This window comes from Leifsonia tongyongensis (assembly GCF_010686705.1).
Taxonomy (GTDB): domain Bacteria; phylum Actinomycetota; class Actinomycetes; order Actinomycetales; family Microbacteriaceae; genus Diaminobutyricibacter; species Diaminobutyricibacter tongyongensis.
Genome location: NZ_JAAGWY010000003.1, coordinates 85,313 through 108,888, shown reverse-complemented (window position 1 = coordinate 108,888; position 23,576 = coordinate 85,313). Strand labels below are relative to the sequence as shown.

Genomic DNA, 23,576 nt, shown 5'->3' with positions numbered 1-23,576 from the left:
CGCTCGCCTACTTGATGTACGGCTTGCCGTCGGCGGCCGGCGCGCGGGAGACACCGACCAGGCCTGCGACGGCGAAGATCGTCACGAGGTACGGGAGCATCAGCATGAACTCGCTCGGTACGGGCGATCCGATGATGCCGAGTGTGGTCTGCAGGTACGACGCGAAACCGAACAGGAGGGCCGCCAGTGTGGCACGGATAGGATCCCAGCGCCCGAAGATCACTGCGGCCAGGGCGATGAAGCCCGCGCCCGCCGTCATCTCTTTGCCGAAGCCCGGCGCCGACACCAGCGTGAAGTACGCGCCTCCCAGACCGGCGACGGCGCCCGCGAGCGACACGTTCCAGAACCGGGTTCCGGTCACGTTGATGCCGACCGTGTCCGCTGCGCGCGGGTGCTCTCCGACCGAGCGGAGACGCAGGCCCCAGCGTGTGTGGAAGAGGCCGAACCACACCGCGAAGATCGCGATGTACATCAAGTAGACGATCAGCGACTGGTTGAACAGCACCGGACCGATGATGGGAATGTCGCTGAGCAGCGGAATCGGGAAGCGCCCGAGTCGCGGCGGAGCGTTGAGCACCGTCGGATTCGCCGAGAGCACCTGCGAGAACAGGAAGCTGGTGAGACCGGTGACGAGGACGTTGAGGACGACACCGACGATCACCTGGTCGACGAGGTACTTGATGGCGAACGCACCCAGGATGAACGAGACCAGCACCCCGGCGACCATCGCTCCGATGAGCCCGGCGAAGACGTTGCGGGTCGCCGAGGCGATGACCGCAGCCGCGAAGGCGCCGGCGAGGAGCTGACCTTCGATCGCCACGTTGACCACGCCGCCGCGCTCGGAGATGACGCCTCCGAGCGCGCCGAAGACGAGCGGGACGGAGAGGCTCACGCTGCCGAGGAGGAGCCCGGTGAACGGGACGGTGTGGCCGGCTGCGGCCCAAGTGAGGAAGCCGAACATGAAGACGGCCACGAAGACGATCGCGAGCCAGAGCGGCGACTTGCCGACCCGCCAGACGAGGTACCAGCTGGTCGCGGCGAGCAGTACGCAGATGATCGCCACGATGACGCCGGTGGCGTGGGTCGGAACCGTGAGCACCGAAAGCTTGATCGCGTCTCCGGGCTCGGTGAACCGGAAGCTGCTGGTGCCCTCTCGGGGCAACCCGATGAAGAGGATGACGCTGATGACGGCGAAGACGCCGAGAGCGATCGGAGCCTTCCAGCTCTTGATCTGCGTCTTCTCGAGGACGATGGGGCCGGCATCCATGGGAGCGGTCGTGGTTGCTGCGCTCATTTCGCCGCCACCTCCTTCGTCACGATGGGTCGTTGCCTCTTGGGCTCTGTGCCCGGCGTCGGCAGCCGGAAGATCGCACGAACGAGCGGCGGCGCTGCGATGAACAGCACGATGAGGGACTGGACGACGAGCACGATGTCGATCGGGATGTTGTTGGCGGCCTGCATCGTGAACGACCCCGCCTTGAGTGCCCCGAACAGCAGTCCGGCGATGAAGATGCCCCAGGGGCGGGAACGTCCGAGCAGCGCGACCGTGATCGCGTCGAAGCCGATGCTCGCGTCGAGGTCGGCGGTGATGCCCTGCGGGAAGGTGGCGAGTGCCTGGTTGATACCGGCGAAGCCGACGAGGGCGCCCGACATGAGCATGGCCACGAAGTAGATGTTCTTCACGTCGATACCGGCCACACGCGCAGCGTTCGGGTTCTCGCCCACTGCTCGGAAGCGGAAACCGAGGGACGACCGGTTGAGGATCCACCAGACCAGCACGGTGAGGCCGATGACGATGACGAACGCCCACGTGAGGTTGTACTGGTCGCCGAACATCGGTGGGAGGATCGCGTTCGGGTGGATCGGCGGCGACTTCGGGTTGTTCGACCCCGGCGCCTGGAACAGGCCGGGCGTGCGAAGGAAGTACGAGATCAGGTAGAACGCCACGTAGTTGAGCATGATCGTCACGATCACTTCGTGGGCGCCCGTTCTCGCCTTCAGCAGACCCGCGATACCACCCCACAGCGCTCCGCCGGCGAGGCCCGCGAGGATGGCGACGATCAGGTGGATGACGGGTGGCAGGTTGAAGGACCAGCCGACCCAGCCCGCGACGCCCGCCGCGATCAGGATCTGTCCGCGGCCACCGATGTTGAACATCCCGACCCGGAACGCGAGCCCGACTCCGAGACCGCCGGCGATGAGCGGGGTCGCGAAGGTCAGCGACTCCGTCAGGGGTCGGATGCCCGCTGCGAACGTCGGTCGCCCGAAGTTGTAGATCGAGCCCTGGAAGAGCGAGAGGTAGGCGCTCGAGACCGAGGTCCAGATCGCGTTGAAGGTGTCGGCCGGCCGGGAGAAGAAGTACGCCGACGCCTTCTGCACGCCCGGATCGGTCAGGGCGATGAGGATGGCGCCGATGACGAGGGCGATGACGACGGCGAGGATCGAGATGATCACGCTGCCGCCCATGATGTCGCGAAGCGCGATCTGCCACCGCGACGGCGGCTCGGTGGCCGGCGGCGCCGTGTCGGGCTTCGGTGCGGTGTCGATCTGGCTCATGCTGCCACCTCCGCTCCGGCCGGATGCTCGCCAGCCATCATCAGGCCGAGCACCTCACGCGATGTCCCTCCAGGGACGATTCCGACGATTCCCCCGCGATACATCACGGCGATCCGGTCGGCGAGCGCCTCGACCTCATCGAGCTCGGTCGAGACCACGATCACCGGCAGCCCGGCGTCGCGCGTGGCGACGATGCGCTTGTGCACGAACTCGATCGACCCGACATCGAGTCCACGGGTGGGCTGGGCCGCCACGAACAGGCGCAGCTCGCGGCTGAGTTCGCGGGCGAGGACCACCTTCTGGGCGTTGCCGCCGGAGAGCGCTCCGACCTTGGTCTCGATGCCCTGCGAACGCACGTCGAATTCGCGCACTTTCTCTTCCGCGAATTCGTTCAGGTAGCCGAGCTGCAGGTTGCCTGCCTTGACGAACGGGGCGCCGGTCGATCGGTCGAGCATCAGGTTCTCGGCGATGGTGAACTCGCCGACGAGGCCGTCCTCGTTGCGGTCCTCCGGGATGAATCCGACGCCGCTGTCGATGACGCGTCGCACGCTGAGTCCGGTGAGCGGCTTGCCGTCGAGCGCGATCGTGCCGGTGACACGCGGCTGGAGGCCCAGAAGGGCTTCGGTGAGTTCGGTCTGGCCGTTTCCCTGCACGCCCGCGATGGCGAGGATCTCGCCGGCCCGGACCTCGAAGCTGACCCGGTTGACGACCAGCTGACCGAGCGGGTCGATGACCGAGAGATCGTCGACGACCAGTGCGGGCCCGCCGGGCGTTGCCGGCTCCTTCTTCACGGTGAGCTCGACAGGACGGCCCACCATCATCGATGCCATCTCCGTATTGGTCGCCGTCGGGGCGACTTCCCCGACCACCTTGCCGAGACGGATGACCGTGATCCGGTCCGCGACCTCGCGGACCTCGCGCAGCTTGTGGGTGATGAAGACGATGCCCGTTCCCTGCTCCTTCAGCTGACGCATGATCACCATCAGCTCGTCGGTCTCCTGCGGGGTCAGAACGGCTGTCGGCTCATCGAACACCAGCACCTTCGCGTCGCGGGACAGCGCCTTGATGATCTCGACGCGCTGCTGGACGCCGACCGGGAGGTCTTCGACGATCGCGTCCGGATCGACGTGGAAACCGAATCGCGCGGAGATCTCGCGAACGCGCTTGCGCGCTGCCGGGAGATCGAGCCTGCCGCCGAACTTCGTCTCTTCGTGGCCGAGCATCACGTTCTCGGCCACGGTGAACACGGGGATGAGCATGAAGTGCTGGTGCACCATGCCGATCCCGGCTTTCATCGCGTCGCCGGGGCCGTTGAAGTGCTGGACGACATCGTCGAGCAGGATCTCGCCCTCCTCGGCCTGGTAGAGGCCATAGAGCACATTCATGAGGGTGGACTTGCCTGCACCGTTCTCACCGAGGAGGCAATGGATCTCGCCGGGTTCTACGGTGAGATCGATGTGGTCGTTTGCGACCAGGGCACCGAATCGTTTCGTGATGCCGCGAAGTTCGAGCTTCATACGGGTGGGTTCCTTCTCTGCTCGCCCGGGTGAGCGAATCGCACGGCGACCAGACGCCGCAGTGCGCGTCTTCACACTACCCATTGCACATATGTCAGTGTGCGCTCAATTGAGCACGACGGCTGGGCGACCCGCCCAGCACGGACGCGGGAAACGGAACGGGGAGGCCAGCGCATGCTGACCTCCCCGACCGGGACTGCTTGGTACTACGGCTGCTTCGGCGACGAAGGCGAGGTGACCTTGATCGAGCCGTCGATGATGCCGGCCTTGATCTTGTCGAGCTCACCCTGGAGGGCGGGGTCGACCTTCGACTCGAAGTTGTGGAACGGTGCCAGGCCGACGCCGTTGTTCTTCAGCGTGCCGACGTACGGCGTGTTGGTGAACTTGCCACCCGCTGCGTCCTTGACGACGGCTGCGGTCGCGCTGTTCAGGCCCTTCATGACCGACGTGAGGAGCAGGTCCTTCACGCTCGGGTCGGAGACGAACACGTCGGTGTCGACGCCCATGAGGGCGATGCTCTTGCCGGAGTCGCGGATGGCCTGCGCTGCGCTCTGGTAGATCGGCCCACCGACCGGCATGATCACGTCGACACCCTGGTCGAGGATGCCCTGCGCGGTCTGCTTGGCCGTGTCGTTCGCGTCGAAGCCACCGGTGAAGGAGCCCTTCTGCGAGTCGACGTTCCAACCGACGACCTGGACGTTCTTGCCCTTCTGCTGGTTGAAGTACTTCACGCCGTCCGCGAAACCGTCCATGAAGATGGTGACGGTCGGGAACTGCATGCCACCGAAGGTGCCGACCTTGCCGGTCTTCGAGTAGCTCGCAGCCGCGTAGCCGCCGAGGAAGGCAGCCTGAGCGGTGTCGAAGATGATCGGTCGCACGTTGGGCAGGTTGATCTCGTTGTCGTCGACCGTGGCGAAGTTGATGTCCGGGTTGGCCTTGGCAGCCTTCTCGGTCGCGTCCTTCAGGTTGAAGCCGACCGAGATGATCAGGCTGCAGTTCTGGTCGACCATGCTCTGGATGTTCGGAGCGTAGTCGTTCGCGTTCTTCGACTCGGCCTTCTTGTAGTCGATGCCGAGGTCCTTGGCTGCACTGGTCAGACCCTCGTAGCTGGACTGGTTGAACGAGTGGTCGTCGAAGCCGCCTGCGTCCGAGACCATGCAGGGAAGGAAGTTGCTCTTCGCTGCGGTGGTGCTGCTGGTCGATGGCGCGGACGCGCACCCGGCGAGCAGCGCGAGCGCGCCGATCGCCGCAAGACCGGCGAGGCCGGCCTTTCGGGCTGTGATTGTCAAGATGTCCTCCAAGAAATTCCGGCCTGCGGGTGCGGCCGTCATGTTTCACGTTACCGAATGTTACGAATCCTCAAAGAATCGAAAACAGGTTCTTGACGTAAGCGTTACAAATACTTGCCATGCCCCGCAGTGCTCATGTGAGCATCGGCTGCACCCCGTTGTGGGGCGGAATCAGAGGACGTCGCTCGATCCGGAAAGCTTGAGCGCGTCGACCACGGCCTTCACCCGCTGGGCGTGCTCGCTCGTCGTCACCAGCAGCGCATCCGGGGTATCGACGACGACGATGTCCTTCACGCCGATGAGGCTGATCACGCGCTTGGACTGGCTCACCACGATTCCGCTCGACGAGTCGGAGAGCACACGCGCGTTCTCGCCGAGAATCGCGAGGTCGGACTTGCGGCCGCCCGAATTGAGCTTCGCCAACGAGGCGAAGTCCCCGATGTCGTCCCAGTCGAAGTACCCGGGGACCACGGCCAGGCGGCCGGCAGCCGCGGCCGGCTCGGCGACCGAGTAGTCGATCGCGATCTTCTTGAGTCCCGGCCAGATGCGGTCGACGGCCGGACCGCGCGTCGCAGGGTCGTCCCACGCCGCCGCGAGCTCGAGCAGGCCGGCGAGCAGCTCCGGCTCGGAGCGCCCGATCTCTTCGAGGAGGCGGTCGGCCCTGCTGATGAACATGCTCGCGTTCCAGAGGTAGCCGCCCGTCGACAAATAGGACTGTGCGGTGGCGAGATCGGGTTTCTCCTTGAACGAGTCGACGGCCATAGCGCTCGGAGCGCCGTCGATCTCGACCGCTCCCCCGCAGTGGATGTACCCGAAGCCGATCGCCGGCTCCGTGGGCTGGATGCCGACGAGTGCGATGTAGCCGGCGTCGGCGACAGCGACGGCCTGGGTCACAGCCTGAAGGAAGAGCGCCTGGTTCGTGATGACGTGGTCGGCGGCGAACGACCCGATGATCACGCCGGGCTCACGCCGCTCGAGGATGGCCGCGGCGAGCCCGATCGCGGCCGTCGAATCCCGTGGCTCGCTCTCCAGCACCACGTTGTGGTCGGCGAGCGCGGGCAGCTGAGCCTCGACGGCCGCACGGTGTGCACGACCGGTGACCACCATGATCCGCTGCTCGCCCGACACCGGAACGAGCCGATCCCAGGTGTCGCGCAGGAGGGTCTGGCCCGAACCGGTGAGGTCGTGCAGGAACTTCGGGGCGTCGGCCCGCGACAGCGGCCACAGGCGTGAACCGATTCCGCCGGCCGGGATGACGCTGTAGAACCGATCCAGCGGGGTGTTTCTGGTTGCCATTCCGTCAGGATACTGTCCACCTGCCCGGTCCCCGCGGTTCACTCCCTATTCATAGGGGCGCAATGCCGCGTGGTTAGCGTCGCAGCATGCGCGTCGCGGTCGTCACCGAGAGCTTCCTGCCCACCGTCAACGGTGTGACCAACAGTGTGTGCAAGGTGCTCGACCATCTGGCGGCAACCGGGCACGAAGCGATCGTGATCTGCCCGGACGCCGGCGCACCCTCCGAATATGCGGGTTACGCCGTTCACACCGTGCCCGCACTCGCCTACCGCCAGTTCCCCGTGGGGCTTCCGAACCCACTCGTCCAGCGCATCCTGACCCGCTTCGCACCGGATGTGCTGCATGCCGCCTCTCCGTTCCTCCTCGGCGCGCAGGGCATCGCCGCTGCGAACCGGCTCGGTGTCGCATCCGTCGCCGTCTTCCAGACCGACGTGGCCGGCTACACGATGCGGCACGGTGTCGGGCTGGCCTCGTCCATCGCCTGGCGGTTCGTGCGCTGGGTTCACGAGGGCGCCGACCTCACCCTCGTCCCGTCCTCGGCGTCGCAAGCCGACCTGGAGGCCGCCGGCATTCCGCGGCTGGCCCGCTGGGGCCGCGGTGTCGACCTCGTGCGCTATCACCCGAACAACCGGTTCACGCAGGCGACCCGGGCGCTGCGCGAACTCCTCTCGCCCGACGGCGAGGTGGTCATCGGGTACGTCGGGAGGATCGCCGCCGAGAAGCAGGTCGAGCGGCTGCGGAGCCTGCGCGGCATCCCCGGCATCCATCTCGCGATCGTCGGCGACGGACCGTACGTGCCCGTCGTTGAGAAGGAACTCCGCGGGATGCCCGTGACCATGCTCGGCCGTCTCGGCGGAGCTGATCTGGCGGCGGCCTACGCGAGCTTCGACATCTTCGTGCACACGGGCACCGAGGAGACCTTCGGCCAGACCGTGCAGGAAGCCCACGCGAGCGGCCTCCCTGTGGTCGCGCCGCGGGCCGGCGGACCGATCGACCTCGTCGAGCCCGGCATCGACGGGTACCTCTTCTCACCCGCCGACGACCACGACCTGCGCGCATCCGTGGCGGCACTGGCGGCGGATGCACCCCTTCGCCGCCGCATGGGCGAAGCAGGCAGGCGGGCCGTTCTCGGTCGTACGTGGGAGTCGGTGTGCGAGGAACTGGTCGGACACTACGAGCGGGTCATCGTGGACCGCGTACTTTCCGTCGGGGATCCCTTGAACACCCTGGTATGAGCAATCGGGTCAAGCTCCAGCGGGTGGGTCTACAGTTGGGGTGCCCAAGCGAGCACACGGAGGTGACCCATGGCCCACAACACGACGCGACGCGGCATCCCGATGCCGTCCTTCGTGCAGCGAGCGCGACGGGTGGACCCTCCGTCGAATACGGTCACGGATGCGACGCCTGAGACCGCGCAGCGGCGCCGGAGCATGGTCGACAGCGCCATCTATTCCGAAGGGAAGCGCGTTGCATCGCCGATGAGCCTGGCCGAGACCTACCACGCTCTGGACGCCACCCCGGGCGGGGTCGCGTGGATCGGCCTCTACCGGCCGACCGAGCAGGAGCTCCTCTCGCTCGCCGACGAGTTCGGGCTTCACGAGCTGGCCGTCGAAGACGCCATCATCGCCCACCAGCGACCCAAGCTCGAGCGGTACGACGATGTGCTCTTCGTCGTCCTCAAGGCCGCCAGCTACCTCGACGTCCCTGAGGAGGTCGACTTCGGCGAACTGCACGTCTTCGTCGGTCCCAACTTCGTGATCACGGTCAGGCACAGCGAATCGCCCGACCTGTCGCATGTGCGACACCGCATGGAGAGCGAGCCCGAACTGCTCGCCCTCGGCACCCAGGCCATCCTGTACGCGATCATCGACGCCGTCGTCGACGGCTACGGCCCGGTCGTCGCGGGTCTCGCCAACGACATCGACGAGATCGAGACGCAGGTGTTCGGCGGTGACGCCCTGGTGTCCCGGCGCATCTACGAGCTGTCGCGCGAGGTCATCGACTTCCAGAGGGCGACGCATCCGCTGACCACCGTGATGATCGCCCTCGAGCACGGCTCGATCAAATACGGGGTGACCCAGGAATTGGAGCGCGGGCTGCGCGACGTCGCCGACCACCTCATCCAGGTCAATGAGCGCGTGGACGGGTTCAGGCAGCTGCTCCGCGACATCCTGACGGTCAATTCCACGCTGGTCGCCGAGCGCCAGAACGAGGAGATGACCCGGCTGGCCCATTCCAGCCACCGGCAAGGCGAAGAGGTCAAGAAGGTCTCGTCGTGGGCGGCCATCCTGTTCGCTCCGACGCTCATCGCCGGCGTCTACGGGATGAACTTCGACAACATGCCCGAGCTGCACTGGCCGCTCGGCTATCCGCTCGCCATCCTGGCGATGGTCACGCTGAGCGTGAGCCTGTACTGGATCTTCAAGAAGCGCAACTGGATGTGACGGCTGCCCAACTGTCTTGACATCGAGACAGTTAGGGCGGCCTAAGCAGCGTGGCACCGTGAAGCCGTCATAGACTGATGGCGCGCGTTCTGCGCTTCTTCCGGTTCTCCACGCGGACAACCGTGATCACAACCAGGGAGGGTTGTTCGTGTCGAATCAAGCGGCAGGAACCCTGCAGCCGAAGAAGACTCGGCCCGGGGGCACGCTGTACAGAGGCCGCGAGGGCATGTGGTCGTGGGTGCTCCACCGCATCACCGGAGTCGCGATCTTCTTCTTCCTCCTGGTCCACGTTCTCGACACGTCGCTCATCCGTGTGAGCCCACAGGCCTACAACGCAGTGATCGGCACCTATAAGAACCCGATCATGGGGCTCGGCGAGATCGCGCTCGTCGGGGCCATCGTGTTCCACGCCTTCAACGGCCTGCGGATCATCCTCATCGACTTCTGGAGCAAGGGCGTCAAGTACCAGAAGCTCATGTTCTGGATCGTCATCGTGATCTGGGTCGTGCTGATGGCCGGCTTCGTGCCGGTTCAGCTCATGCACATCTTCTCCGAGGGGGGCAACTGATCATGACGACCATCGACGCGCCCCGCACTCCTGCCCGCCCGGCACGCAAGGGCGGTGTCAACTGGGAGAAATGGGGCTGGATCTACATGCGGGCCTCCGGCCTCGTGCTGATCATCCTGATCTTCGGCCACCTGCTGATCAACGTCGTGCTCGGCCAGGGCGTGAAGCAGATCGACTTCGCGTTCATCGGCGGCAAGTACGCCACCCCGTTCTGGCAGGTCTGGGATCTCCTGATGCTGTGGCTGGCGCTCATCCACGGCGGGAACGGGATGCGCACCCTCGTCAACGACTACGCGTACAACCGCGTCGTCAACCGCATCCTGAAGTGGGCGATCCTCGCAGCGGTCGTCGTCCTGGTCGTCCTCGGAACCCTCGTGATCTTCACCTTCGACCCGTGCCCGGCCGGCGCCCCCGCCGACCTCGTCGCCTCGTTCTGCCCGGTGAAGTAAACCGGCCAGGCCTGACGTCAGCCACCCAGCCCACCGACATACGGAAAAGCAGTGACAACTGAAACGACCGAATCGACCGTCATCGACGGCGTCCACTACCACGAGTTCGACATCGTCATCGTCGGCGCAGGAGGCGCGGGAATGCGCGCGGCGATCGAGGCGGGTCCTGGCGCACGCACGGCAGTGATCTCGAAGCTCTACCCCACTCGGTCGCACACCGGTGCGGCACAGGGCGGTATGGCTGCGGCCCTCGCGAACGTCGAAGAGGACAGCTGGGAGTGGCACACCTTCGATACCGTCAAGGGCGGCGACTACCTGGTCGACCAGGATGCGGCCGAGATCCTGGCCAAGGAAGCCATCGACGCGGTCATCGACCTCGAGAACATGGGCCTGCCGTTCAACCGCACGCCGGAAGGCAAGATCGACCAGCGGCGATTCGGCGGCCACACGCGCGACCACGGCAAGGCTCCGGTGCGACGCGCCTGCTACGCGGCCGACCGCACCGGCCACATGATCCTGCAGACACTGTTCCAGAACTGCGTCAGGCTCGGCATCAATTTCTTCAACGAGTTCTACGTGCTCGACGTCATCATGAACGAGGTCGATGGCGTTCAGCAGCCTGCGGGCGTCGTCGCCTACGAGCTCGCATCCGGTGAACTGCACGTCTTCCACTCGAAGGCGATCATCTTCGCGACCGGCGGCTTCGGCAAGATCTACAAGACGACGTCCAACGCGCACACCCTCACCGGTGACGGCGTCGGCATCATCTGGCGCAAGGGCCTCCCGCTCGAGGACATGGAGTTCTTCCAGTTCCACCCGACCGGCCTCGCCGGCCTCGGCATCCTGCTCACCGAAGGCGCCCGCGGTGAGGGCGCGATCCTCCGCAATGCGAGCGGCGAGCGCTTCATGGAGCGCTACGCGCCGACCATCAAAGACCTCGCGCCGCGCGACATCGTCGCCCGCTGCATGGTCCAGGAGGTCGCCGAAGGCCGAGGAGCCGGCCCGCACAAGGACTACGTGCTTCTCGACTGCACCCACCTCGGCGCCGAAGTGCTCGAGACGAAGCTGCCCGACATCACCGAGTTCGCCCGTACCTACCTCGGCGTCGACCCGGTGGTCGAGCCGGTTCCCGTGATGCCGACGGCGCACTATGCGATGGGTGGCATCCCGACGAACAACAACGCCGAGGTACTGCGCGACAACACCACCGTCGTGCCAGGGCTGTACGCCGCCGGCGAGTGCGCCTGCGTCTCCGTGCACGGCTCCAACCGCCTGGGCACCAACTCGCTGCTCGACATCAACGTGTTCGGCAAGCGCGCCGGCAACAACGCTGTCGAGTACGTCAAGACCGCGACGGCTGTCCCGCTGCCCGAAGACCCGGCGCGCGCGGTTCGCGAGCTGATCGAGGGGCTGCGCTCCGGCACCGGCACCGAGCGGATCGCGGCCATCCGCAAGGAGCTGCAAGACGAGATGGACAAGAACGCCCAGGTGTTCCGCACCGACGAGTCGCTCGATAAGGTGACGGGGACCATCCACCGCCTGCGCGAGCGCTACCGCAACATCGCCGTGCAGGACAAAGGCAAGCGGTACAACACCGACCTGCTCGAAGCCGTCGAGCTCGGCTTCCTCCTCGACCTCGCCGAGGTCGTCGTCTACTCGGCGCGCAACCGCGAAGAGAGCCGCGGGGGCCATATGCGCGACGACTTCCCCAAGCGCGACGACGAGAACTACATGAAGCACACGATGGCGTACCTGTCAGGCGATCCCCACTCGTCCGACGCCGCCGACCACATCCGGCTCGACTGGAAACCGGTCGTCGTCACGCGTTACCAGCCGATGGAGAGGAAGTACTGATGTCGACCGCCGTACTCGAGACCCCGCCCGCGCCCGAGGCTCCCATCCAGTCGTTCACCGTCACCCTGATCATCCGCCGGTTCGACCCCGACGTCGACACCGAGCCGCGCTGGCAGGATTTCGACGTCGAGATGTACCCGACGGACCGCATCCTCGACGCTCTGCACAAGATCAAGTGGGAGCAGGACGGCTCGCTGACCTTCCGCCGCTCCTGCGCGCACGGCATCTGCGGCTCGGACGCGATGCGGATCAACGGACGCAACCGACTCGCCTGCAAGACCCTGATCAAAGACCTCGACATCTCGAAGCCGATCTATGTCGAGGCCATCAAGGGACTTCCGCTCGAGAAGGATCTCATCGTCGACATGGAGCCGTTCTTCGCGTCGTACCGCGAGGTCCAGCCGTTCCTCATCGCCAGTTCGACTCCGCCTGAGGGCAAGGAGCGCATCCAGTCGGTCACCGATCGCGCCCGCTTCGACGACACGACCAAGTGCATCCTGTGCGCGGCGTGCACCTCGTCGTGCCCCGTCTTCTGGACGGACGGGCAGTACTTCGGCCCGGCGGCGATCGTCAACGCCCACCGGTTCATCTTCGACTCGCGCGACGACGCTTCGCAGGTGCGGCTCGACATCCTCAACGACAAAGAGGGTGTGTGGCGCTGCCGCACGACGTTCAACTGCACGGATGCGTGCCCGCGCGGCATCCAGGTCACCCAGGCCATCGCAGAGGTCAAGCAGGCGATCATGCGGGGAAAGCGTTAGAAACGGTCCAGTGGACCGTTTCTAACGCTTTCCTACCCCTAGCCGCACGAGTTGTTTCCGAGCGCACTCGTACAACCAGGTGCGCTGGAAAGTAACGAGTGCGGTCGCCGTATGACCGACGCGAAAGCGGCGGCTACGAGCCGCTGATGGCCGCGGAGACGACGGCGCGCGCGTCGGCGGCGCTGGTCGCTGCCACTGCTCGAGCGGCGAGGTCCTGGGCCTCGGCGAGCGTGTGGCGAAGCAGTTCGGCACGCACATCCGCCAGCGCTGCCGCCGTCATCGACAGGTCGGTCGCACCGAGCCCCACGAGCACGACCGCGAGCAGCGGATCAGCCGCCGATTCGCCGCAGACCCCGACCGGCTTGCCGAGCGCCCTTCCCGCTTGTCCGATCGACTTGATCATGCGGAGGACGGCGGGATGCCACGGATCCTGGTATGACGCCACGGAGCCGAGCAGGCGGTCGGCCGCCATCGTGTATTGCGTGAGATCGTTCGTTCCGATGCTGACGAAGTCCGTGCGTTCGGCGATCTGGTCTGCGAGGATCGCCGCGGCGGGCACCTCCGCTGTGATGCCGACCGTCTTCAGGCCGAACTCGCGGGCGAGCGACACGAAGTACTCGGTCTCCCCCGCGTCGGCGACCATCGGCGCCATCACCCACAGGTCGGCCTCGGACTGCGCGGACGCCTCGGCGAGCGCCTGCAATTGATCCCGTAGCACGGGTTCCGCATCACGGAGCGCCCGGATCCCCCGGCGCCCGAGGGCAGGATTCTCCTCGTGGGTCTCCCCGAGGAACGCGAGCGGCTTGTCGGCACCGGCGTCGAGCACCCTCACGGTCACCTTCTTGCCGGGAAAGGCGTCGAGGAGCGCGAGGTACTGCACCCGCTGCTCCTCGACACTGGGCGCCTGCGCCGCGTCGAGGAACAGGAACTCGGTTCGGAACAGCCCGACGCCCTCAGCACCGAGTGCGACGGCTGCCTGGGCCTCGCCGGGGGATCCGAGATTAGCGAGGAGCGACACCGGAGTGCCGTCCGCGAGCGCACCGGGCGTGAGCGGTGCGCTGGCGGCGTGGGCCGACCGGCGCTCCTCGACCTGTGCGATCGCGGCCGCACTCGGATTCACGACGATGTTGCCCGTCGAAGCGTCGACGATGACGGTCATACCGTCGGTGAGGTCGTCGGCCCCGATCGCGCCGACGACGGCCACGATTCCTTTCGCCCGCGCGAGGATCGCCGTGTGCGAGGTGGGGCCGCCGTCACGGGTGACGAGGGCCAGCACCTTGTCGAGGTCGAGCAGGGCGGTGTCGGCCGGGGCGAGATCCCCTGCGACGAGCACGAAGGGCGTGTCCGAAACGGGGACACCCGGCAGCGGAACACGCTGAAGGTGCGCGACCACGCGCTGCGCCACATCTTTGAGGTCGGCACCACGTCCGGCCAGGTAGCCGCCCATCGATTCGAGCACGTACTGGTAGGCGCGGAACGCCTCGAAGACAGCTCGCTCGGCCGTCTTTCCGCTGCCGATCCGTTCCTCGATGTCCTCGAGCACAGCGGGATCCTGTGCCATGAGCGCCTGCGCTTCGAGGACGTCCTTCGCATCCCCGCCGGCCCGTGCGCCCAGCACGTTCAGGTCTTCCGTCGTCTCGTTCAGCGCTGCGGATGCCCGCTCCAGTTCCACCAGCGGCTCGTTCTCGGATGCGATGTCCGCGGGTTCGGGGAGCGGCTCAGGCATTCTGAGCACCGGGCCGACCGCGATTCCCCGACCCACCCCGATGCCTGTGACCTCCATGATTTCGGCCTCCCATCGAAGCCAGCCTAGGCCGCCCCGACTGGCGTCCGCCATGGCGCATCCGACGGGACGACCATGATCCGTATCTGCCCGCGTGCTCGCTCGCTAGGCTGGCGCCGTGAGCGAGAAGAAGACGGCGAGCATCCCGCCTGCGCCCCAACGCGCCCGCTCGCGGGCCGACGAAGTCAGGGAGCGTCTTCACGCGAGCGAAGAGCACGTCAAGGAGACCTTCGAGAACGTCTCAGAGCCGGTGAAGGCACGGCTCGAGAAGCCCGCGGCCCAGGTCTCCCGCATGACCCGGTGGGTCAAAGCCTTCAAGCCCTACCGGGTGTACATCAACTTCTCGCACAGCGACGGAAACCTGCGCGCGGCCGGGATGGGCTTCCAGGCACTGTTCGCGATCTTCGCGGCCATCTGGCTCGGCTTCTCGCTTGCGGGGATCTGGCTCGTCGGCAACGAACAGCTTCTGCATGCGATCGCCGAGATCATCAACAATGCGATTCCCGGGCTCATCGGCCCGGATGGCGTGATCAAGCCCCAGGACCTGACGACGACCACCACCACCTTCGGCTGGACGGGCGTCATCGCCGCGATCAGCCTCCTGTGGACGGCGATCAGCTGGCTCTTCTACACGCGGCAGGCCGTACGCGCGATCTTCGGCCTGTCGAGGGATACGACGAACTACGTCCTCCAGAAGATCCGGGACCTCGGCCTGGCCGTCGCGTTCGGCTTCGTACTGATCCTCTCGGGCGTGCTGATGATCGTCAGCACCGAGGCGGCCGCGTTCGTGCTGAGGGTTCTCGGCCTCGACCAGGATTCGTTCTGGTCGAACGCGCTCACCCAGTTCTCGGGCATCCTGATCTCGCTGCTGCTGAACATCGTCGTGCTCGGCACGATGTTCCGCGTGCTGTCGCGCGTGGCGATCCCCTGGCGCAACCTGTTCTTCGGTTCGCTGCTCGGCGCCGCCACGCTCTCCGCCCTGAGCTTTCTCGGAGGGCTGCTCCTCGGCACGGCCAACAAGAACCCGCTGCTCGCCACGTTCGCGGTCTTCGTCGGTCTGCTGATCTGGTTCAACCTGACCTCGCGGGTGATGCTGTTGTCGGGGTCCTGGATCGCGATCGGGATGTTCGACAAGGGCATTTCGCCACGCATCGTCACTCCGGAGCAGCGCGCAGCCGAGGAGGCGGCCCAGGAGCACCAGGCCCGCGTCATCGTCGCCCGCGCTGAGCTCGACGATGCGAAGGACGACCTGGCCCGCGCGCGCTGGTGGCAGCGGCTCGCTGCGCAGCGCAGGGTGGAGCGCGCCCAGAACGTGCTCAACGACGCACTCGACGAAGGCGGCGTCGGAGGTTCTCACTAAACTGGCTGCATGCCTTCGTCCCGACCTGCCAGACCCCTGCGCATCGCCACGATCAACACGAACGGCATCCGGGCCGCCTACCGCAAAGGCATGGGCGCATGGCTGGACAGCAGGGATGTCGACATCCTCGCCATCCAGGAAGTGCGCGCGACGACCGAAGACGTCCAGCAGCTTCTCGGGCCCGAGTGGGACATCCTCCACGACCCCGCGACGGCCAAGGGCCGCGCAGGCGTCGCCATCGCGAGCCGCTCGAAGGCGAACATCCACCGCGTCGTTCTCGGGCCTGACGACTTCGACAGCGCAGGGCGGTGGCTCGAAGCCGACTACGAGGTCGACGGCAAGATCGTCACGGTCGTGAGCGCCTACGTCCACTCGGGCGAAGCCGGATCCCCGAAGCAGGACGAGAAGTTCCGATTCCTCGACGCGATGCTTCAGCGCCTGCCCGAGCTCCAGCGGCACAGCGACTATGCCGTCGTCATGGGCGATCTCAACGTCGGCCATCGCACCCTCGACATCCGCAATTGGAAGGGCAACGTGAAGCGTGCAGGGTTCCTGCCCGAGGAACGCGCCTACTTCGACCGCATCGTGGGGGCTGAGGGCGAAGACGACTACAACGCGGGCGGGGGCCTGGGCTGGGTCGACGTCGGCCGCAAATGCGCCGGCGAGATCGATGGCCCGTACACCTGGTGGACGTGGCGCGGTCAGGCTTTCGACAACGACTCCGGCTGGCGCATCGACTACCAGCTGGCCACGCCCGCTCTCGCGGCGACCGTCGTCGACTGCTCGGTCGACCGAGCGGCGTCCTACGACGAGCGATGGTCCGATCACACCCCGGTCGTCGTCGATTACGCGCTCTGACACTCGTCCCCCTTCCACATCGATCCGCCGGCAAAAGTCACTCGCGGATCCTCGCTCCTCGAGGTTCACATGACACAACTCCCCCGCCTCTACTCGGGTATGCAGCCGTCCGCCGATTCGCTGCAGATCGGCAACTACATCGGAGCACTGCTCCAGTGGAAGGAACTGCAGCGCGACCACGACGCGTTCTTCTCGGTCGTCGACCTTCACGCCATCACGGTTCCACAGGATCCGCACGCCCTGCGTGAGCAGACGAGACGGACCGCAGCGCAATACATCGCCGCGGGCATCGATCCCTCCCAGTCGACGCTCTACGTCCAGTCGCACGTCCCGGCCCATGCCGAGCTCGCCTGGGTACTCAACACGATCACCGGATTCGGCGAGGCCGCCCGGATGACCCAGTTCAAAGACAAGTCGGCCAAGCAGGGAACGGATGCGACGTCGGTCGGCCTTTTCGCCTACCCCGTACTCATGGCGGCCGACATCCTGCTCTACGATGCCGAGATCGTCCCGGTCGGCGACGACCAGCGCCAGCACGTCGAGCTGACGCGGGACCTCGCTGCCCGGTTCAACAGCCGGTTCGGCGACACCTTCGTCATCCCCGAGGCGATGATCCTGAAAGAGACGGCGAAGATCTACGACCTCCAGAACCCCACCGCGAAGATGTCCAAGTCGGCCGAATCACACGCCGGCGTGATCTGGATGCTCGACGAGCCGTCGGTGAACGCGAAGAAGATCATGCGCGCGGTGACGGACACCGACGGGGTCGTCGCGTTCGATCGCGAGAACAAGCCCGGCATCTCCAACCTCCTCACGATCTATTCGGTGCTGGCCGATCGCAGCGTCGATTCGCTGGAAGACGAGTACGCGGGCCGTGGCTACGGCGACTTCAAGAAAGGCCTCGCAGAAGTCGTCGTGTCGACGTTCGGGCCTATCCGCGAGCGCACTCTCGCGCTCCTCGACGATCCGGCGGAACTCGACCGCATCCTGGCCGTCAACGCCGGCCGTGCCAGCGAGGTGGCCGAAGTGACACTGGCGAAGGCGTACGACCGCGTCGGATTGCTGCGCCCGGTTCGCTGATATGAAGGGCGTGACGTTGTCGGGCGATCGGGTGACGCTGTCCATGCCCGATGAGTCCGATGTCGAGCTGGTGACCGAGTACTGCCGCGATCCCGACGTTCAGCGCTGGACGACGGTGCCGAGCCCCTACGAACGGACGGACGCGCTCCACTTCATCCTTGACGTCGTACCGGCCGGCTGGGTGACGGGGTCCATGGCGACCTGGGCGATCAGGCGTGAACCTGCCGACGAACTCCGGGGAATGATCGGGCTCAACGGTATCGCCGAAGGCGCGGCCGAAATCGGTTACTGGCTCGCTGCTCCATCGAGAGGTCGCGGCCTCATGACCGCCGCCGTCGAACTTGTCTGCGATCACGCGTTCGCGCCGGCGGCGCAGGGCGGCCTCGGGCTGCGGCGTATCGAGTGGCATGCATTCACCGGCAACCTTCCGTCGGCGGCCGTCGCCCGAGGGGCCGGGTTCCGGTTCGAAGGCACCCGGCGCCTCGGTGGCGTGCGGCGCGGCGAGCGGCTCGACGACTGGTCTGCGGCACTCCTGCGCGACGATCCCCGCGCCCCCGCTCCCGGCTGGCCCAGCGAGACCTTCGCATGACGCGGCTCCCGCCGAAGGTCGTGCTCTTCGACCTCGACGACACGCTGTTCGCCCATCGCGCGGCCGTCGCGAACGGCATCCAGGCGCACGTAGCACGTCTGGGTGCGCCCTACGGTGAGCTCGATGCAGCGACGACCGTCGCTTTCTGGCACGATCTCGAGGAATCCCACTACCACGACTACCTCGCCGGCCGGCTCGATTTCGAGGGCCAACGCCGTGCCAGGGCCCGGGACTTCGCGGCCCGGCACGGGGTCGCACTCGACGACGACGCTGCGAGTGTCTGGTTCGCGACGTACTTCGAGCGCTACGTGGAGAATTGGGCGCTGCACGACGACACGCTTCCGTGCCTCGACGAGCTCGAGCAACGGATCCCCGGCATTCGTTTCGGGCTGATCACGAACGGTGACCTCGCGTACCAGACGCGGAAGGTGACCGCGGTGGGGCTGGATGCACGTATCGACCGGATCGTCGCATCCGGGGATGTCGGCGCGGTCAAGCCTGACGCCGCCATCTTCGTTCACGCCTGCGACGTGTTCGGCGTCGAACCCGCCGACGCCGCCTATGTCGGCGATCGTCTGCGCACCGACGCAATTGGGGCCGCCCGGGCGGGCCTCACAGGAATCTGGCTGAACCGCACGGCGGTCGCGCCCGATCCGTCCGACGCGGCCGAGGCGCGCGCATCCGCTGTCGTCGAGATCCGCTCCCTCGCCGACCTGCCGGCCGTCCTGGCGCCGATCCCCGTGAGCGAGAATCGCCGCCCCCGCCGAGAGTCGCCCGAATAACGGGTCTTCTCGGCGCGAACGGCGATTCTCGCTCGACAGTTACTTCACGTCGTCGGTGCGCCGCAGCGGCGGCGGCGCACCAACAAGCACTGCCCCAGGGCGACGGCGACGGCCGCGTCAGCGGACGTCGTCGTCGACCCAGTCGAAGGTCTTCGTGACGGCCTTCTTCCACAGGCGCAGCTGACGATCGCGTTCTGCGGCGTCCATCTTCGGGGTCCAGCGGCTGTCCTCCTGCCAGTTCTTGCGCAGGTCGTCCAGGTTCTCCCAGAAGCCCACCGCAAGGCCGGCCGCGTACGCGGCGCCCAGTGCGGTGGTCTCGGCGACGACCGGCCGCACGACCGGCACACCCAGGATGTCCGCCTGGAACTGCATGAGGGTGTTGTTGGCGATCATGCCGCCGTCCACCTTCAGCTCCGTCAGGTCGACGCCGGAGTCGGCGTTGACCGCATCGAGTACTTCGCGCGTCTGGAAGGCCGTTGCCTCCAGCGCGGCGCGAGCGATGTGCCCCTTGTTGACATAGCGGGTGAGGCCGACGAGCGCTCCACGTGCATCCGATCGCCAGTACGGCGCGAACAAGCCGGAGAACGCCGGCACGAAGTAGGCGCCGCCGTTGTCCTCGACCGTCTTCGCCAGCTCTTCGATCTCGGGCGCACTGGAGATGAGGCCCAGATTGTCGCGCAGCCACTGCACGAGCGAACCGGTGACAGCGATGGAGCCCTCGAGAGCGTAGTGCGGCTTGTCGTCACCCAGCTTGTAGCCGAGCGTCGTCAGCAGGCCGTTCTTGGAGTGGACGATCTCCTCACCCGTGTTGAAGATGAGGAAATTGCCGGTGCCGTAGGTGTTCTTCGACTCGCCGGGGTCGAACGCCGCCTGGCCGAAGGTCGCCGCCTGCTGGTCGCCCAGGATGCCCGCGACAGGCACCTCGCGAAGAAGGCTCGAGGCCTCGACCGTTCCGTAGACCTCCGAGGATGCCTTGATCGCGGGCATCATCGACTTCGGAACTCCGAAGATGTCGAGGATGTCGTCGCGCCAGGTCAGCGTCTCGAGGTCCATGAACATCGTGCGCGACGCGTTCGTGACATCGGTGGCGTGGACGCCGCCGTCCGGTCCACCGGTCAGGTTCCACAGAACCCAGGCATCCGTGTTTCCGAACAGCAGGTCGCCGGCCTCGGCGCGTTCGCGGGCGCCTTCGACGTTCTCGAGGATCCACATGATCTTCGTGCCGGAGAAGTAGGTCGCGAGCGGAAGCCCGACGATCTGCTTGAAGCGCTCCACTCCTCCATCGGCCGCTAGGCGGTCGACGATGGGCTGGGTGCGGGTGTCCTGCCAGACGATGGCGTTGTAGACCGGTTCGCCGGTGTTCTTGTCCCACACGACGGCTGTCTCGCGCTGGTTGGTGATCCCGACCGCTGCGATGTCGTGGCGCGTGAGGTCGGCCTTGGAAAGCGCCTGGCCGATGACCTCGCGAACGTTGTTCCAGATCTCGACAGGATTGTGTTCGACCCAGCCGGCCTGCGGGAAGATCTGCTCGTGCTCCAACTGCCCGGTCGATACGATCGAGCCCGACTTGTCGAAGATGATCGCCCGAGAACTGGTGGTCCCCTGGTCGATGGCGACAACGTAGTCGCTCATAGGTAACTCCTTTGGTGGTGAGGTGTGGCGGGCACGCTCCGGCTCCGGCTACCGGAACCGGAGCGACGCCCTTCCAGGTGACTTCTATTTGATGATCGGCAGGATCCACATCGCCAGCAGGCCGGCGAGGACACCCCCGATGACCGGCCCGACCACGGGAACCCACGAGTACGCCCAGTCGCTCGATCCCTTGCCCCGGATGGGCAGGAAGAAGTGGGCGATGCGCGGACCGAGGTCACGGGCCGGGTTGATGGCGTATCCGGTCGGGCCACCGAGGGAGGCACCGATCGCGATGACCAGCAGGGCGACGGGCAGCGCGCCGAGCGCGGAGAGCCCGACACCGGGCGACTGGTGGCCGAATGCGATCACGACGAACACCAGGACGAAGGTGCCGATGATCTCGGTGACCAGGTTCCACCCGTAGCTGCGGATGGCAGGGCCCGTGGAGAACACGCCGAGCTTGTTGGCGGGTTCCGGCTCCTCGTCGAAGTGCTGCTTGTAGGCGAGCCAGGTGATGACGGCTCCGATGATCGCACCGAGGAACTGGCCTGCGATGTACGTCAGGATCGTTCCTATATTGACGGGCACCAGCGTGTGCAGCGCAGCGGATCCGAATGTCTTCGCACCGTTCGCGACGAGTCCCAGGGTCACAGCAGGGTTCAGGTGAGCGCCGGAGTTGTATGCAACGACGACACCGGAGAACACCGCGAGGCCCCACCCGATGGTCACCATCAGGAAGCCGCCGTTGTATCCCTTCGTCTTGATGAGGGCGACGTTGGCGACCACTGAGGTGCCGAGGAGGACGAGCATCGCAGTGCCCGCGACCTCCGACAAGAAATCTATGCCGAGATTGTCCACATTGACCTTCCAGTTTTTCAGTTGAATCGCACCCTCGGTGCGCCTTGTTCAGCCCAGATCGAAGGTGGGCAACTGGAACGCTATTCGCGTCGAGCCCTCTACGACAAGGACCGGGCAATGCACGTTCGTGCATTATCGGAGGGCCCGAACCTCGCTCCCGTCGCCGGTCCCGAGGTAGACCCCGTGTGCAGTTGATAGTTCCGCTATAAACGCATCTTCCTCCTCCACCCGCTTGGAATGCGACCATCCGAGCGCATCCGCCACGATTTCGCTGATTTCGCTGACCACGGCACGATTTACCGACCCCGTGAAGGCGAGACTCGTGCGACGCAGGAACACGTCGGAGAGGTGCACCACATGCTCGGTGCGCACGAGATGGTCGATCTCGCCTCGGGTGTAGGACGGGGCGGATGCGAGGGGCGCGTCGTCGAACCCGGCGAGTGCTTCGATGAGCGTTTTCGCCGACGTCCCGTACCGCGTGAGCAGGATTCCGGCCCGTTCCGTGCCCACGTCCGCTCCGTACCGCGCGATCCAGTCGCGTCGTGCGCTCTCGGTGGCCGGATAGCCGACCCCGCCGCCGATCGCGAGCCCCGCGGTCCAGACGGTCCGGTCCACGCCGAGTACGGTGAGGACGTCGCCGGCGAGGTGTTCGCTCAATGCGCGGAACGTGGTCCATTTGCCGCCGACCAGGCTGAGGACGCTCGTGCCGTCGAGGCCGGGCAGCGTGCCGGGCACGATCCGGTAGTCGCGAGAGACGAATCCCGGCTGTGTGTCGTCGTGGTGCGGCAGCGGGCGCACCCCCGAGAACGTGTAGACGATCTGTGAGCGTTCGACCGCGATGTCTGGGAAAACGTGCGCGACCAGTTCGATGAAGTACTCGATCTCGTCATCGGTGCACACGGCCGGGACCGCCATGTCGGCCTCGAGGTCGGTGGTGCCGACCATCACCTTGCCCTTCAAGGGATAGATGAGCACGATGCGGCCGTCGTCGTTCTCGAAGAACATCTCACGGCCTTTGCACGCATCGAGCAGGGCCGGGTTGTCGAGCACGATGTGCGAGCCCTTGGTGCCCCCCATGTATTCGGTGGGACGGCCGAGTGCGGCGTTCGTGAGGTCCGTCCAGGGGCCCGAGGTGTTGACGACCACCTCGGCCGTGACCACGAACTCCGTTCCCGACACCCGGTCGCGTACGAGAACCCCGCCGTCGCGTGTTCCGATCGCCTCCACATAGTTGGCTGAACGAGCGCGCGGGCCGGTCGCCCTGCCGTCGTTCAGCACGTCGAGGGCGAGCCGCTCAGGATCGTGCACGGACGCATCGAAGTAGGTCGCCGTGTATTTGATGCCGGGGTTGAGCTCCGGCTGGGCGGCGAGCGACCGGGTGCGTCCGACGAACTGGTGCCGCGGCACCGACCCCCCGTCGCGCGAGAAGGAGTCGTAGAGCGTCAGGCCGGTCTTGATCAGGAAGGCGCCGCGCTCTTTGGTGCTGCCCTGTTTGTGTGTGAGGAAGCGCAGGGGGGCGGCCAGGATCCCCGAGAAGGTCGAGAAGATCGGGATGGTCGTCTTGAGCGGCTTCACGTAGTGCGGTGCGATCTTCAGCAACCCGTTGCGCTCGGTGACCGACTCGCGCACGAGACGGAATTCGCCGTTCTCGAGATAGCGGATGCCCCCGTGGATCATGTGGCTGGACGCCGCGGAGGCGCCGGATGCGTAGTCGTTGCGTTCCACGAGGACGACATCGACGCCTTGAAGTGCCAGGTCGCGGAACGTTCCGAGACCGTTGATCCCCCCGCCGATGATGAGCACCTGGGCCGTCGGCCGTTCGCGGATGCTCTCGACGTCGCTCCTGAGTTCGCCTGCCGTCTCTGACTGCGTTGTCACTGTTTCCTACCCGTGTCTCCTG

Annotated in this window: 20 protein-coding genes; 11 read left to right on the top strand and 9 right to left on the bottom strand. The window is 66.2% G+C overall.

What is annotated here, in order from left to right:
• Positions 1–7: 7 nt before the first annotated feature.
• The 5 genes from G3T36_RS13975 to G3T36_RS13955 all read right to left on the bottom strand — a co-directional run bounded on the left by G3T36_RS13975 (position 8) and on the right by G3T36_RS13955 (position 6,658).
• Positions 8–1,294: an ABC transporter permease gene (locus G3T36_RS13975; RefSeq protein ID WP_163290433.1), complete on the bottom strand. Its 1,287-nt coding sequence runs from the start codon at positions 1,292–1,294 to the stop codon at positions 8–10.
• A complete protein-coding gene (locus G3T36_RS13970; RefSeq protein ID WP_163290432.1) occupies positions 1,291–2,556 on the bottom strand; it encodes an ABC transporter permease in 1,266 nt (421 codons plus the stop codon). The genes G3T36_RS13975 and G3T36_RS13970 overlap by 4 nt, the downstream gene beginning before the upstream one ends.
• Positions 2,553–4,073, bottom strand: coding sequence for an ABC transporter ATP-binding protein (locus G3T36_RS13965; RefSeq protein ID WP_163290431.1), 1,521 nt, complete (start codon positions 4,071–4,073; stop codon positions 2,553–2,555). Before G3T36_RS13965 ends, G3T36_RS13970 begins: the two co-directional genes overlap by 4 nt.
• Positions 4,074–4,279: 206 nt before the next feature.
• Positions 4,280–5,362, bottom strand: a complete 1,083-nt coding sequence (locus G3T36_RS13960; protein WP_163290430.1) for a BMP family lipoprotein — start codon at positions 5,360–5,362, stop codon at positions 4,280–4,282.
• A gap of 171 nt (positions 5,363–5,533) precedes the next feature.
• On the bottom strand, positions 5,534–6,658 hold the full coding sequence (locus G3T36_RS13955; protein WP_163290429.1) for a mannose-1-phosphate guanylyltransferase: 1,125 nt from the start codon (positions 6,656–6,658) through the stop codon (positions 5,534–5,536).
• Positions 6,659–6,744: 86 nt separating this feature from the next.
• Between G3T36_RS13955 and G3T36_RS13950 the strand changes: the two genes are divergently transcribed.
• The 6 genes from G3T36_RS13950 (at position 6,745) to G3T36_RS13925 (ending at position 12,734) form a co-directional block, all read left to right on the top strand.
• Positions 6,745–7,893, top strand: coding sequence for a glycosyltransferase family 4 protein (locus G3T36_RS13950; RefSeq protein ID WP_163290428.1), 1,149 nt, complete (start codon positions 6,745–6,747; stop codon positions 7,891–7,893).
• Positions 7,894–7,962: 69 nt separating this feature from the next.
• Complete coding sequence (locus G3T36_RS13945; RefSeq protein ID WP_163290427.1) at positions 7,963–9,102, top strand: magnesium and cobalt transport protein CorA; 1,140 nt, start codon at positions 7,963–7,965, stop codon at positions 9,100–9,102.
• Between the two features lie 148 nt (positions 9,103–9,250).
• Positions 9,251–9,670 (top strand): succinate dehydrogenase, cytochrome b556 subunit, encoded by a 420-nt coding sequence (gene sdhC, locus G3T36_RS13940; protein WP_420811050.1) that lies wholly within the window; start codon positions 9,251–9,253, stop codon positions 9,668–9,670.
• A gap of 2 nt (positions 9,671–9,672) precedes the next feature.
• On the top strand, positions 9,673–10,119 hold the full coding sequence (locus G3T36_RS13935; RefSeq protein ID WP_163290426.1) for a succinate dehydrogenase hydrophobic membrane anchor subunit: 447 nt from the start codon (positions 9,673–9,675) through the stop codon (positions 10,117–10,119).
• A 51-nt stretch (positions 10,120–10,170) separates the two neighbouring features.
• Positions 10,171–11,973 (top strand): succinate dehydrogenase flavoprotein subunit, encoded by a 1,803-nt coding sequence (gene sdhA / locus G3T36_RS13930; protein WP_163290425.1) that lies wholly within the window; start codon positions 10,171–10,173, stop codon positions 11,971–11,973.
• Positions 11,973–12,734, top strand: a complete 762-nt coding sequence (locus G3T36_RS13925) for a succinate dehydrogenase iron-sulfur subunit (protein ID WP_163290424.1) — start codon at positions 11,973–11,975, stop codon at positions 12,732–12,734. Before sdhA ends, G3T36_RS13925 begins: the two co-directional genes overlap by 1 nt.
• Before the next feature lie 133 nt (positions 12,735–12,867).
• Here the strand turns inward: G3T36_RS13925 and ptsP are convergent, their stop codons facing one another.
• Positions 12,868–14,517, bottom strand: coding sequence for a phosphoenolpyruvate--protein phosphotransferase (gene ptsP / locus G3T36_RS13920; protein ID WP_193571231.1), 1,650 nt, complete (start codon positions 14,515–14,517; stop codon positions 12,868–12,870).
• Between the two features lie 118 nt (positions 14,518–14,635).
• On the opposite strand from ptsP, the gene G3T36_RS13915 reads away from it, so the two are divergent.
• From G3T36_RS13915 to G3T36_RS13895, 5 genes are all read left to right on the top strand, one after another.
• A complete protein-coding gene (locus G3T36_RS13915; protein WP_338031587.1) occupies positions 14,636–15,877 on the top strand; it encodes a YihY/virulence factor BrkB family protein in 1,242 nt (413 codons plus the stop codon).
• 9 nt (positions 15,878–15,886) lie between these two features.
• Positions 15,887–16,735, top strand: a complete 849-nt coding sequence (locus tag G3T36_RS13910) for an exodeoxyribonuclease III (RefSeq protein WP_163290423.1) — start codon at positions 15,887–15,889, stop codon at positions 16,733–16,735.
• A 69-nt stretch (positions 16,736–16,804) separates the two neighbouring features.
• Positions 16,805–17,815: a tryptophan--tRNA ligase gene (gene trpS, locus G3T36_RS13905; protein ID WP_163290422.1), complete on the top strand. Its 1,011-nt coding sequence runs from the start codon at positions 16,805–16,807 to the stop codon at positions 17,813–17,815.
• A 1-nt stretch (position 17,816) separates the two neighbouring features.
• On the top strand, positions 17,817–18,404 hold the full coding sequence (locus G3T36_RS13900; RefSeq protein ID WP_163290421.1) for a GNAT family N-acetyltransferase: 588 nt from the start codon (positions 17,817–17,819) through the stop codon (positions 18,402–18,404).
• Positions 18,401–19,186, top strand: a complete 786-nt coding sequence (locus G3T36_RS13895) for an HAD family hydrolase (RefSeq protein WP_163290420.1) — start codon at positions 18,401–18,403, stop codon at positions 19,184–19,186. Before G3T36_RS13900 ends, G3T36_RS13895 begins: the two co-directional genes overlap by 4 nt.
• Positions 19,187–19,303: 117 nt before the next feature.
• Here the strand turns inward: G3T36_RS13895 and glpK are convergent, their stop codons facing one another.
• The 3 genes from glpK to G3T36_RS13880 all read right to left on the bottom strand — a co-directional run bounded on the left by glpK (position 19,304) and on the right by G3T36_RS13880 (position 23,554).
• Complete coding sequence (gene glpK, locus G3T36_RS13890) at positions 19,304–20,818, bottom strand: glycerol kinase GlpK (protein WP_163290419.1); 1,515 nt, start codon at positions 20,816–20,818, stop codon at positions 19,304–19,306.
• Between the two features lie 84 nt (positions 20,819–20,902).
• A complete protein-coding gene (locus G3T36_RS13885) occupies positions 20,903–21,676 on the bottom strand; it encodes an aquaporin (RefSeq protein ID WP_163290418.1) in 774 nt (257 codons plus the stop codon).
• A gap of 132 nt (positions 21,677–21,808) precedes the next feature.
• Complete coding sequence (locus G3T36_RS13880) at positions 21,809–23,554, bottom strand: FAD-dependent oxidoreductase (RefSeq protein WP_163290417.1); 1,746 nt, start codon at positions 23,552–23,554, stop codon at positions 21,809–21,811.
• Positions 23,555–23,576 lie beyond the last annotated feature (22 nt).